Below are 12,474 nucleotides of genomic sequence, written 5' to 3'. Positions count from 1 at the left end.
TTTCCCTCTTTTCTTAAATATTTATTCCTTCTTCCTTGCTTCTACCATTTATAATAAACATTTATCACACTTGGTATTAGGTAGTTCACATCATACAATAATTAAACTAACAGATTTTCCAGAATTTAATCTCAATTATGAACCTGATCTTATACAGTAAACCAGGCTGCCACCTTTGCGAAGGACTCCAAGAAAAACTCGAAGAAATACTGAAAGACCCCGAAAACCCCTGTAAATTTAACCTAGAGGTTAGAGACATTACCACCCGTGATGACTGGTTCCAAGCTTATCAATATGAAGTGCCTGTACTCTGTGTATTTGAGACAGATACAACAACCGAAAAGCTGATACCACGGCCCTCTCCTCGAATGCCAGTGAGAAAATTGCAGCAAATGTTACAAAAATATCTGTAAATTTTTGTTATAGAAGACAAAAAAATCCTTATAGTTGTTCAGCCTAATTTCTTGCATAAATCAAAAGTTCAAGTGGCGGGTTAAAGAACAAGATTTCTTGATCTGCCATTAATAACCAGAGGAAAAAAAACGCCCATAAAAAAATTTGGTTTAGCAAATATTTGATAGATTCTATTAAACCTAAATAAAGTAAAAATTCTAGATAAAAAAACTTTAAAAAATTATCGGAGTTCCTAATATGAAATTAAAAGAATTATTAGCAAAAGTTCCAAGTATTTCACTTACCAATAATCACCAAGCTTTAGAAACAGAAATTAAAGGTTTAGCCACAAATTCTCATGCTTGTAAACCAGGGGATTTATTTTTAGGAATTCCTGGCACCCGCGTTGATGGGGGAGACTTCTGGTCAAGCGCGATCGCTAATGGTGCTGTGGGAGCTATAGTTTCTCATTCCGCAGCAACAAAACATCCGGCAAAAAATGAGTGTGTTATCCCAGTTGCTGATATGAGTCAAATTTGCCCAGAAATTGCTGCTGCTTTCTATGACTATCCCGGACAAAAAATGAAAATGGTAGGTATCACTGGCACCAACGGCAAAACCACCACTACCCATTTAGTCGAATTTCTCCTGAATAATGCTCAACTACCGACTGCTTTATTTGGTACTCTTTATGCGCGTTGGCCAGGATTTGCAGAAACTGCAGCTTACACCACACCTTTCCCAGTGGAATTGCAAAATCAATTGGCGCAAGCAGTAGCAGCAGGTAGTAAATATGGAGTGATGGAAGTTAGTTCTCACTCTTTGCATCAAAAGCGAGTTTGGGGTTGTACTTATGAGGTGGCGGTATTTACTAATTTGACGCAAGATCATCTCGACTATCACAAAGATATGGATGATTACTTTGAGGCGAAAGCGTTGCTGTTTAGTTCCGATTATCTTAAGGGTCGCGCGATAGTTAATGCTGATGACCCCTATGGCAAAAAGTTAATTGCCAGACTAGAGTCGGAAAGGGTTTGGAGTTATAGCACGAGTGACACTTCTGCTGATTTATGGGCATCAGATTTAGAATATCAACCCACGGGAGTTAAGGGAATTTTGCATACTCCCCAGGGGGAGATTCCTTTTAGTTTGCCATTGGTAGGACAGTACAATTTATCTAATATGTTAGCTGCGGTGGGAGCAACTTTGCATTTGGGTTTAGATTTGCCAATGGTGGTTGCTCAGTTATCAGAATTTCCGGGAGTACCTGGTCGGATGGAAAAGGTACAAGTGACAGAAGAGCAAGATGTAAGTGTAATAGTTGATTATGCTCATACTCCTGATAGTTTAGAGAATTTGTTAAAAGCAGCACGACCTTTTATTCCTGGTCGGATGATTTGTGTGTTTGGTTGTGGAGGCGATCGCGACCGGACTAAGCGACCAAAAATGGGGAAAATTGCTGCTGAGTTATCAGATTTAGTTGTGGTGACTTCTGATAACCCCCGCACTGAAGACCCGGAAAAAATTTTAGAGGATATTGTAGAGGGAATATCTCCAGAAGTTAAGCCTTTAGTAATAGGCGATCGCTCTGAAGCTATTCATGGTGCTATTAAGGAAGCTCAACCTGGAGATGGGGTATTAATAGCTGGAAAAGGTCACGAAGATTATCAAATTCTGGGGACGGAAAAAATTCATTTTGATGATCGAGAGCAAGCGAGAGATGCTCTGATAAATAAGTATGGTTTAAGTCAAAACTCAAAAGTGAAAAGTTAAAATTTTACCATTTTCAAGGTAAGCTTTCAGCTATTAGCTTCCAAATTAACAACAAAAAGCTGTTTTCACAGCCAGTAACCTAAAATTATGAAATATTTAGAGAGAGGGAATAAGGAAAAATTAAAATATTATTTTTTCCCATTGCCTCTCTTTTTAATTTTTACTGTAATAATCTCCGATCTAATTGGTATAAGTTAATAGAATTAACCATGCTGAAGAAAGTAAAACTATTATCCCTAACAGTCGTCATTACAATTTTTCTCTTAATATTAGGTGCGACTTTAGTAGTATTAGGAATTTTTGATGATATACTAAATTGGGATATATTTAGTTATCAAGTTGAAAATGTTTTACAGGGAATATTTTTTGCCAGTGTCGCTCTAAGTATGTTTGGTGTCGCTATAACATTAGTGTTAGGTATTCAAGAAATAGTGACTGCTATTAGCTCACTTCAACGGAGTCAATAAGGAGGAAATTTAACCCCTAAATCAGAAGCTCCAAAATCTACTTATTTACTTTATATTGTCGGCATATTTGCTATTTTTTCAGCGATTATTGGTAGTCTCTCTTTTGTCAATTATCGCATTACAGTTCACCGTACTAAAGTCTTTAAAAGAATCACTGCCGAACAAATACAAAATTTACAAAATAAATTTGTACAACAAATTAGTCAAATAAGTGCTTCTCCTCAAAAAAATGTGCCAGAAACAATGAATGATTTAATTAAAAATGTGCAAAAACTATCCTTTGTAAATAGTATGATTTTATATCTGCCAGATCGAAAAGATAGTACAGTGATTTGGCAATATTCATCAAATAGAATTTATGCTAAAAAAGAAAAAAGAAAATTAGAACGTTTATTTGTGGCTAAAGAATACGAAAAAGCAATTCAAGCAGCCTTTCAAGGAAAGCCAGAATTATTAAAAGTAATTAACGACGAGACAAAATTTCGATGGTATTATGTTGTGAAAGACGAAAATAATCAACCCATAGCGGTTTTGAGAATATATGGAAATCCCAACGAAAATTTTAGAGAGTATAAAATAGGTATTTAGTAAGCATTCAGGTATTACCCTTCACTTTTTCCTGCGGAATGCTACGCAAATAGCTTTTCTTTATTAATCATCCTATACCAAGTAATACCATTTCTCAAAAACTTTATCTATTTCAGAGTAGGGGAGTGTAGGGACGTTCGCATGCAAAGTCCGTACGGGAGAAGTAAAAATAAGAATAATTGACAGTCTTCATGGCTCAAATTAGTAAAACATTTACTCGACCTGTGTTAATTACTTAATAACTGAAGTTTTCCCCAACTATAGCGTTACTTTTAGGAATTGGTATAATTAATAAGAAATATTAGGTAATATGCTTTTTAGAGCAACTTTTAATTTTGGCTTGATTTTTCAACTAAGTTAATAGCTGATGGCTAAATTCTTAGGGTATTTAATCCTGTTTTATAAAAATTAAAAGTTAAAAGTCAAAATTCAAAAGTCGAAAGTAAGATTTTCTAGACTATAAACTTCGATAACACAGTAATTTCATGGAATTATTTCAGATTTAATTTTGTTATATGAGTTTTGGTAACTGCTGAAATAGAGTTGATATAATAGCAAAAGTTAAATTTAATTAAGATTAATAGTTAATCTTGAAATTTTCTATGCAACGACCAATTGGTATCGATTTATTTGCTGGTGCAGGAGGTATGACCCTTGGCTTTGAACAAGCAGGATTTGATATACCTGTTTCTGTAGAATTAGACCCTATCCACTGCGCTACTCATAAGTTTAATTTTCCCTTTTGGTCTATATTATGTCGTAATGTTGTTGAACTGACAGGGGATGAAATTAGAGAGAAATTAAATATTCCAAATAGAGAAATTGATGTAATTTTTGGCGGTCCTCCATGTCAAGGATTTTCTCAGATTGGAAAACGTGCTTTAGACGATCCGCGCAATGAACTTATCTCTCATTTTTTACGGCTAGTTTTGGAATTAAAACCAAAATATTTTGTCATAGAAAACGTCAAAGGTTTAGCTATAGGAAAACACAAATTTTTTCTTGAGGAAGTCATTGATAAATTCTATAAAAATGGTTATCAAGTACAGCAACCTTACCAAGTTTTAAATGCTGTTAATTATGGTGTTCCACAGCATCGAGAAAGATTATTTTTGCTCGGATGTCAAAATGGTTTAACACTACCAAATTATCCTCAAATTAAAATAGATAAAAAATTAGAAAACTATATAACTGTCTGGGATGCAATAGGAGATTTACCAGAAGTAGAAAATTATCCAGAATTACTAGAAATAGATTGGGTAAAAGCAGAAAATGATTATCGTAAACCCAGTAAATATGCTGGAAAACTGCGTAGTTTGAGACGTTTAAATAATAATTATTCTTATAAACGTGCATACGACTGGACAATATTAACTTCTAGTTTACGCACAAAACATACAGAAAAATCAATAGCAAGATTTAGTGCTACAGAACCAGGAAAAATTGAATCAGTAAGTCACTTTTATAAACTAAATCCTGAGGGTATTTGTAATACTCTCAGAGCAGGAACCCCAAGTAGTAGAGGTGCCTATACTTCTCCTAGACCAATACATCCATTTACACCTAGGTGTATCACAGTTAGAGAAGCAGCAAGACTACATTCATATCCTGATTGGTTTAGATTTCATGTAACAAAATGGCATGGTTTTAGACAGGTTGGTAATTCAGTTCCACCACTATTAGCAAAAGCAGTTGCTGAAGAAATTATTCATGCTTTAAATATTCAACCACTTAAACCTAGAAGGAAAAAATATAAGTTAGAAAAATTAGAAAATTTAGCTCTCAATATGTCTATAGCTGCCGATCTATATGGTGTCGATCGACATACTATTGCACCAAGAATGAGAAAATAAAAATTAAATAATTAATTGAATATTAATTCTTTGGTTTATCACTATACTATAGCAATCCTCCGCATATTCGTGGCAAAAATCTTACTGCTTTTTAGGTATGGAGGGAACAGGGAACTCTTAACTGGCTGGAGTTTCAAGTTTTTTATCTACTTTTTAATTTATCACGACCTATTTAGGATTACTATAGCTAATCAAAAAACAACTATGACAGCTAGAATATAATCTTTATTTCTAGATAAGTAAAGAGCTGTTTACAAAATAGACTGATAATGAATCTTAAACTAGGAATTTTTTTTTGCCATTGCTGTTTGCTATCTATTAGAATTTACTAAAAAATTCAGGGGTATAAAGCCTCTCCATTTATGGAAAAAAATAAAAAAAGTTCCTTTTAGCCAATCCTTCTATTACAGAATAGGTGCTTATTAATAATTAATTGTTAATTATTAATTGTTGAATTTAAACTTCTCATACACAGCCAGATATTAATCAAAATCTATTTGTGTAATATACTCATTTTCCAAGGAATTTTCAGACATATTTTTATTAGTTAAAAATCTTTCTTTTTGAGATAACTCATTTTTTTTATCCGCACATTCAGAAGCTAATTCTTGAGTCCAAACTTTGATTTTAGGTCCAGAACTACCCAATCTAATAATCATCTCATTTGCCAGTGATACTTGAATAATTGGTTCATCATCTATATAAGTACCATTAACACCAAAATTGATGATAATCCAACTAGACTTATCTTCCCAAATTTCTGCATGATAACGAGAAACTATAGCACTGTAAATTATAACATCATTATCACTTGCTCTACCTATACGAATTAATGATTTTTCTCCCCAACTCCAATGTTGAACAGGAACTAATTGAGTTGGATGTAATAAAGCTAAAGTAATCACTTTTAATAATTATTAAATATATGACAATTTTAATATTTTAGAGAATAGGAATTACTGGGAATAGGGAACAGATATTAATATTAAACTCTACCTCACCGAAAAATTTGGGTAGTTATACCAATTCCCATGCATTATTGCTATACTTGGGCGATACTTCAGTTATTAACCGCTCAGTACAATCAGAATCATTTTTTTGCTGATTTTCGCTAGTTTAATGTTAATTATTCTTATGTTTCCTTCTCTGTACGGACGTTGCACAGGCAAAAATGCGTTTTCCGTTCCGGAATGCTCCGCATTTCCTGACGGAATGCTCCGCAAACATGTCGGCGACAGCCGTTAACGGAGTTATGCGCCAGCAAAACATGTCGCGCAGCGATACGTCCCTACCTACTCCCCTACTCCCCTACTCAAGTAAATATAGAAAAGTTTTTGAGAAATGGTATTACGCCTCCTCTTTTAAGAGGATTAAAAAAAAGAATATTCCGTATTTCAAGCCTCCTTATTGCAGAGGTACTGATAACTGATAACTGATAACTGAAATTACCATCCTCAAAATAGCTGTAATTATAGCTATATTGATAAATCATTTGTATTTTTCTCTCCCTCATCTTTTGAAGAATTAAAATTTTTTATCCCTTGAGACTTTACCCCATCAATTTTTTCCTTAGCTACTGTTGTTACTTGTTGAATTTTGGTAGAAAATTCATCCGTAGTTGTCTGAGTTTTCCTATTTTTTTTCTCTCTAGATTTAGTTTGAAAATCTTCTACTTTTTGTTTTGCTTGTTCTGTAACTACTTGGGCTTTTTCTTCAGCTTGTTTTTTCACAACCTTAGCTCTTTGTTGAAATCCGAGAGCTAATTTTTTGGCCTCACCTCGTGCTATATCAATATGTTCTCTAGTTCTGACTAAATCTGCTTGTAAAAAGTTCTTAAGTAAAACTACTTTTTCCGCAACCCCTCCACTATAATATTGAGGATTTTCAACAGCACTATTTACTACTATTACTCGTTTATTTCCAGTGCTAGAAACTGCTTCTGGTGCTAGTAAATAAACACTATCCAAAACACCTCGCCACCCATTAGATTTAAACAAATAATTAACTATTGCACCTGTTTTTATATTGAGAATATATTCGACAATAAAACCTACTTTTTCCCCTGTATCAGTCCAAACTTCATTACCAATTATATTGACAATATTATTGTGTTTTTCCAAATTATCTGGTTGTGGTTTCCCATTAACTAGAGTAGCATCAGCACCAATAGTCTCAATTTGTTGCCAAGCAAAATATTTTTTTTCTTTACCAAATAAACCAGATTTACAGATAAAACCTATAACTTGATGAGATTGAGGATCGAGGCATAATTCTTCTATGCAACCTTGATCTTCAACTGTTTCACGGTCAAGCACTAATCTCTTTAACAGTTGACTATGTTTGATTACCTCTGGAATTTTATTCATAATTTTACTCCTAACACAGAGTTTTGATGAAAAATATTGATTGAGGAAGAAGTAAGAAGAAATTTTAAATAATATAGATACAATCTTTGCTGTCTCTTCCCTATTACCCATTGCCTAAAATCGAAAATTTATACATTTCACCAAGGGTGATAAATCTTATATAATAGATAATAAAGGTTGTAAAAAAATCAAATTAATCCCATTAAAAAAATTATACCATTCATTAAGTAACCTATTCAGATTTTGTATCTTCAAATAAGTCTTGTTGTTCACATTCGGGATCGAACATCGCCTTTAATAAAGGAGTTTCAGGTTTGTCTAAACCATTTTTTTGGGGAGAATTTTGCCTTTGTTTAAAATTCACTCCCTTTGATTGATCGTCGAGATATATGGCAATTTTTGGTCCAGTAAGAGCCAAATTAATTATCAACCCATTGATTACCTTAACTTTCTTGATTGGTTTACCGTCAATGTATGTACCATTGCTACCTAAATTAATAATTTCCCAATCTCGATGATTAGCTTTTAATTCAACATGATAACGAGAAACTACAGAACTATAAACAACCACATCATTATCTGAGCAACGCCCAATCTTAATGACAGATTTATTATCAAAAGTCCAACTTCTGACTGGCATAGACTGAAGTGGATGTAGCAGTGTTAGTCTAATCACATTTGCTATTTAATATTTTTAGTAGAATACCTGAGATAATTGTAGATTATTTAGTTTTTATGGTGGTTCTTAGGTATATGAACTAAGAAGTCAGAAGTTATTTTTGGAACGGCTATTTTGAGCAACCCTCCAAAAACATTTTGCCCATCAAGGCGGAGAAGAATCTCCGACTAATTTTAACTTCTGACTTTCCTGCGGAATGGGGAACTAACAGACTTCTGATTTCTGACTTCTTGAAGTCCCTTAATATATGTCAGATTTCTCCAGGAAGAACTTAATTATAGGAAAACCTGAAGCTAAAGATTTTAATTAACCCGAAATCTAAACTTGAGCTAAGAAATTTGAAACAGGAACGAAACTAAGTCTCCTTTGCCCAAAGATATCCGATCGCCTGGTCTTAACTTATGTCTATTTCCTTTTGTCAAAGGAGTGTTGTTGACATAAGTACCATTAGAACTACCAGTATCTTCAATATAATAACTATCTCCCTCTACTCTAATATCAGCATGAGTACGAGAAACTACCTCAGAGTCAGGAAATCCTGAAACATCAATATCTGGTGGTACTCGATCATTGGGTTTACCTATATGAATCACAGATAAATTGACTGGCAATTCAATATCTGTATCTGTTCTGATATGGAGCAACTTGGCCGACTGTTTTTGCAACTGGGTCTTTGCCGGAATTGCTTTTCCCCCACTGGGAGATGGAGAACTTACTTCAGGGGTAGCAACAGGGGTAGTAACAACGTTAATAGTTTGTGGTGGTTCCTCTGTAACAAGCGGAGTATTAGGCTTGCTAGATTTTTCTAAGTTTAGTTTACCAGATACTATGGGTTCTGGTGTCACTAATGGGTCTGGTGGGTCTAGGTCAGGTATATTTTCCGAAGGCATACCTGGATCTATACCAGACAGAGGTGATACTATAGTGGGCATCACTGCTGGATCTGTTTGGGGTGAAATTTGACCTTCCTCTGTACCAGCACTAACTTTCAAATCGAAGCCACATTGACCACAAAAAGCAGCATCAGCTTGAACTATTGCCCCACAGTTAGGACAATTTGTAGTTACTGGTAAGGGAGTGTAGCAAGCTTCACATTGGTTTGCTCCATCAGGATTCTGATGATTGCAATTAGGACAGACAATCATTTATCTTCTCCTTGCTATCGGCCAGATAAGTAAAGTACCTCAACTTTAACATCCTCCCGACGTTGTGCTTGAGTCACAACGTGGAATTCCTCATACCATTTCAGGGAAGTCACGCATTCAAAAGTCAAAAGTTAACAGTACAGGAAAGTGGGAGTTTTCAACCAACCTCTTGGATAAAGGCAAATATTTTAGTTGTTGACCTCAACAATACTTGATAATTTGCTTCTCCTAGATTTTTTTGAGATTAATCACTGTTTAAATATTTACCCCAGTCACTAACCACTGTAATTCTCCTTGGGGCTGGATCAGACGACTGGGATAATTCATATCATCAGCTTTTTCTGCAAATACTTGGTCTAATGCTTCTTGTTTATCTGCACCAGCAACTAGAAATATTACGCAACGAGCCTGATTAATTAATCGAACTGTGAAAGTTATTCGTGGTTGGCCATCTTTATTGCCTACGGTAATTAGGCGATCGCTTACTTTTAAGGCATCTGTATAAGGAAACAGGGATGCTGTATGACCATCACCTCCCATTCCTAGTAAAATCAAGTCCAAACTAGGAAATGCCCCTGGTGAAACCTGAAAAAATTCTTGCAAATGAGCATCATGGGCAGCAGCATCTGCTTCTGGATCGCCTGCCCCTGTTTCCATAGGATGAACATTTGTGGGTGGTATGGGTACTTGGTCTAGCCAAGCTTGCCTGGCCATTTTTTGATTACTATCTGGGTGGTCAGGAGCTACATAACGTTCATCGCCCCAAAATACATGAATTTTATCCCAAGGCAAATTTTGATTTGCTATGGACTCATAAAGTGGCCTTGGTGTATTGCCACCAGCTAAAGCTATGGTACATTGGCCACGTTCTGCGATCGCTGCTTCAATTTTAGACAAGCAAATGTCCAAAGCTTCTTCGATCAACTTTTCCTTATTTGGCAACAATTTAACCTGTTTGTTCATTTGACTTCTGTTATGATTTAATGTATACACCCAATTAAAAATAGTGATTATTTCTCAATTTGGGTATCGGAGCTATACTATGGCAACTTGTATTTAGATGTCAGTTTATCTCATTACACTCAAGTCATATTAGTATTTGCTAGGTAAAATTTAAGCTACAAAAATTCAGGACAGATAAATTTAGTGGTAAGCAGTCAATCAACAAATTCTTAAAAAAAAATAACATTTGTTGACTTTGGCTCAAGTCTGAATAAATTCTTAATATTTAATCAAATTTTCATATTACCAACAAAAATTATTCCAATCTCACTATATTTACTTAGTAAAGTTAGCAAATATTTTCAGAAGGATCTTAAGGTTATATAGCACTACGCAAATTTATAAATGCTCAAACTCAGTCAGGGAATACTAGAGACTACTTCTGAATTATAGCTTCTGACTTCTAAGTTTCTCATAGCCCTATATCTGGGAATTCACAGCAGTTTTTTTATTCTCTAGTTGCTCGGCATTAACAAGTAATTTTGAAATAATTATATTCATGTTAATTTAGTAGTGTGTCTACAAAAATGAAATGATTTTACTATAACTGAAGAACAGACTAATGCAGTTAAAAAATAATAAATGAAGGAACAAAACCTATGTCTGATAAGAAAAAATTACCTAAATCTATACGCTATTTTCGAGCCAGATTTAGTCATTTGACAAAACCTTTAGTTTGGGGACCGATTGGTGTAGCTTCTCTAGTGTTATTATTTGCTTGGGAATTATCAGTCAATCCGGAATGGTTAACCATTGAAGATGATGATAATTTAGTATCAGACGGCAATACTATCACTGAAAATTTATCTCCTGAAGAAGTTTCTATTATAAGCGATATTGGCAATTCTTCAGTTTTAATGGAAGAGTTAAAAAATGCTCAACAACTACAAATTAATCTTCTACCAAATTTTCAGAAAAATTTATTAGATAGGTCTGAAAGAGAAACCAAAAATACATCTGCTAGTCAGAAAAATCTGACAAAACTTGAAGAAGATTTAGCTAACCCTCTGCCGAAAATTAATATTTACGAGAGAGCGCAAACTAATAATTTGCCTTCTACAAATCAACTGCCAAAGACTCAATCATCTACTGCCCCCCTATTACGCAGTATGAATTTATTCGACCAAACAAACCAGGAGGAAAAAACAGAAAAACCTGTCAATACCCTACAGAATGCTATGGATGAGTACCTGGGTTCCAAAGGTAAATCTGAATCTCCCTCAAATTATCAGTCTCAAACAAATAATATTAACCTCTACCCAACTCAAATCAAACCAAGGGATATTAAACCTTCTTCTATTTTGAATAGACCAACATCTAATATTCCTAAATCTCAGGAAAGAAGCAATTATAGTGTGCCTTTTTCAACTATAAATGTTACTCCTCCAAAACCTTACTATACAGATTTATCAGGCGGAAGAAATCAAATAAATAATCCAACCAATTTACCAAGGTCTAATTATTTTCCTCCAAGACAAACTACTAATCTAAATCTTCCCCCATTACCAGCAGTATCTAGTAGTTTTGCCAATAATCAAAATAGGGCAAATAGAGTGAATAATTGGGGAGTGCCTAACTATTATAACAATCAAGGATATCCCCAAAATCAACAACAGCAATATTACTATGGAGTGAATCCTAATCAGGTAAATCAAAGCTTACCACAACCTCCTTCAAATAATCCTTTTTCCAGGCGTAATAATAGTTTTTATAATCGCGGATATAACCAGCGTTGGCATAACCCTTTTTAGGAAGGAAGAAGGAATAATTCATTAATGGATAATGGATAATGGATAATTGATAATTGATAATTACCTCTGGTTAAAACCGCTCTTGATTGAAGATGAGGAAATATCCTAGCACTTTTTTCCCCTATCCAAGGGGAGGCTTTAAACCTGAATTATTTAATAATTAATAATTAATAATTAATAATTCGGTAAGAAGTAAGAAGAAGAAAGTTTATGGGTAAATACAGTTCAGTTAAGGATTTTTTGTAGAAATTAAGAAGGAAAGTATATGAGTCTATAGCTCCATTTAATACAGCTCAGTTACGGATTTTTTTGAAAGTTCTATAGTCTGAAAACTTATCTAAATGGTTCCATAGTTTATGAGTTTTGGTCTTATATGAACCCTATTGCTTGATAGGGTACTTATACCAATTACCAAAATAAATGCTGTACTTGGGTAACACTTCAGTTATTAACTAAT

Annotated in this window: 11 protein-coding genes; 6 read left to right on the top strand and 5 right to left on the bottom strand. The window is 34.3% G+C overall.

Translation table 11 applies throughout. The features are described 5' to 3' along the window. Positions 1-137: 137 nt before the first annotated feature. From ACP6PK_RS17825 to ACP6PK_RS17805, 5 genes are all read left to right on the top strand, one after another. Positions 138-413 carry a glutaredoxin family protein gene (locus ACP6PK_RS17825; RefSeq protein ID WP_094677753.1) on the top strand — a complete coding sequence of 92 codons (276 nt, stop codon included), beginning with the start codon at positions 138-140 and terminating at the stop codon, positions 411-413. Between the two features lie 238 nt (positions 414-651). After that, complete coding sequence (locus tag ACP6PK_RS17820; RefSeq protein WP_426561327.1) at positions 652-2,166, top strand: UDP-N-acetylmuramoyl-L-alanyl-D-glutamate--2,6-diaminopimelate ligase; 1,515 nt, start codon at positions 652-654, stop codon at positions 2,164-2,166. 209 nt (positions 2,167-2,375) lie between these two features. Next, complete coding sequence (locus ACP6PK_RS17815) at positions 2,376-2,633, top strand: hypothetical protein (RefSeq protein ID WP_426561325.1); 258 nt, start codon at positions 2,376-2,378, stop codon at positions 2,631-2,633. 231 nt (positions 2,634-2,864) lie between these two features. Continuing rightward, positions 2,865-3,221, top strand: a complete 357-nt coding sequence (locus ACP6PK_RS17810) for a hypothetical protein (RefSeq protein WP_426561323.1) — start codon at positions 2,865-2,867, stop codon at positions 3,219-3,221. Between the two features lie 602 nt (positions 3,222-3,823). Beyond that, positions 3,824-5,074: a DNA cytosine methyltransferase gene (locus ACP6PK_RS17805; protein WP_426561321.1), complete on the top strand. Its 1,251-nt coding sequence runs from the start codon at positions 3,824-3,826 to the stop codon at positions 5,072-5,074. A 482-nt stretch (positions 5,075-5,556) separates the two neighbouring features. On the opposite strand, the gene ACP6PK_RS17800 is transcribed toward ACP6PK_RS17805, so the two are convergent. From ACP6PK_RS17800 to pgl, 5 genes are all read right to left on the bottom strand, one after another. Continuing rightward, a complete protein-coding gene (locus tag ACP6PK_RS17800; protein ID WP_426561319.1) occupies positions 5,557-5,979 on the bottom strand; it encodes an FHA domain-containing protein in 423 nt (140 codons plus the stop codon). Between the two features lie 570 nt (positions 5,980-6,549). Next, positions 6,550-7,440 (bottom strand): PRC-barrel domain-containing protein, encoded by an 891-nt coding sequence (locus ACP6PK_RS17795; RefSeq protein ID WP_426561317.1) that lies wholly within the window; start codon positions 7,438-7,440, stop codon positions 6,550-6,552. A 232-nt stretch (positions 7,441-7,672) separates the two neighbouring features. Next, entirely contained in the window at positions 7,673-8,116 is a 444-nt protein-coding gene (locus tag ACP6PK_RS17790; RefSeq protein WP_094673532.1) for an FHA domain-containing protein, read from the bottom strand. Positions 8,117-8,448: 332 nt separating this feature from the next. Further along, positions 8,449-9,264, bottom strand: coding sequence for an FHA domain-containing protein (locus ACP6PK_RS17785; RefSeq protein WP_094673533.1), 816 nt, complete (start codon positions 9,262-9,264; stop codon positions 8,449-8,451). Between the two features lie 255 nt (positions 9,265-9,519). Further along, positions 9,520-10,227 carry a 6-phosphogluconolactonase gene (gene pgl, locus ACP6PK_RS17780; protein ID WP_426561314.1) on the bottom strand — a complete coding sequence of 236 codons (708 nt, stop codon included), beginning with the start codon at positions 10,225-10,227 and terminating at the stop codon, positions 9,520-9,522. Between the two features lie 638 nt (positions 10,228-10,865). Between pgl and ACP6PK_RS17775 the strand changes: the two genes are divergently transcribed. Next, entirely contained in the window at positions 10,866-12,017 is a 1,152-nt protein-coding gene (locus ACP6PK_RS17775; RefSeq protein WP_426561312.1) for a hypothetical protein, read from the top strand. The last annotated feature ends 457 nt before the right edge of the window (positions 12,018-12,474 follow it).

The sequence above is a fragment of the Dapis hubbardiae BLCC-M172 genome (assembly GCF_050016015.1).
Taxonomy (GTDB): Bacteria; Cyanobacteriota; Cyanobacteriia; order Cyanobacteriales; family Microcoleaceae; genus Trichodesmium.
This window is presented reverse-complemented; position numbering and strand designations above follow the sequence as displayed.

Coding starts and splice junctions, on each gene's coding strand:
- ACP6PK_RS17825 (WP_094677753.1), top strand. CDS start 138: ATGAACCTGATCTTATACAGTAAACCAGGCTGCCACCTTTGCGAAGGA.
- pgl (WP_426561314.1), bottom strand. CDS start 10,227: ATGAACAAACAGGTTAAATTGTTGCCAAATAAGGAAAAGTTGATCGAA.
- ACP6PK_RS17815 (WP_426561325.1), top strand. CDS start 2,376: ATGCTGAAGAAAGTAAAACTATTATCCCTAACAGTCGTCATTACAATT.
- ACP6PK_RS17795 (WP_426561317.1), bottom strand. CDS start 7,440: ATGAATAAAATTCCAGAGGTAATCAAACATAGTCAACTGTTAAAGAGA.
- ACP6PK_RS17775 (WP_426561312.1), top strand. CDS start 10,866: ATGTCTGATAAGAAAAAATTACCTAAATCTATACGCTATTTTCGAGCC.
- ACP6PK_RS17820 (WP_426561327.1), top strand. CDS start 652: ATGAAATTAAAAGAATTATTAGCAAAAGTTCCAAGTATTTCACTTACC.
- ACP6PK_RS17805 (WP_426561321.1), top strand. CDS start 3,824: ATGCAACGACCAATTGGTATCGATTTATTTGCTGGTGCAGGAGGTATG.
- ACP6PK_RS17785 (WP_094673533.1), bottom strand. CDS start 9,264: ATGATTGTCTGTCCTAATTGCAATCATCAGAATCCTGATGGAGCAAAC.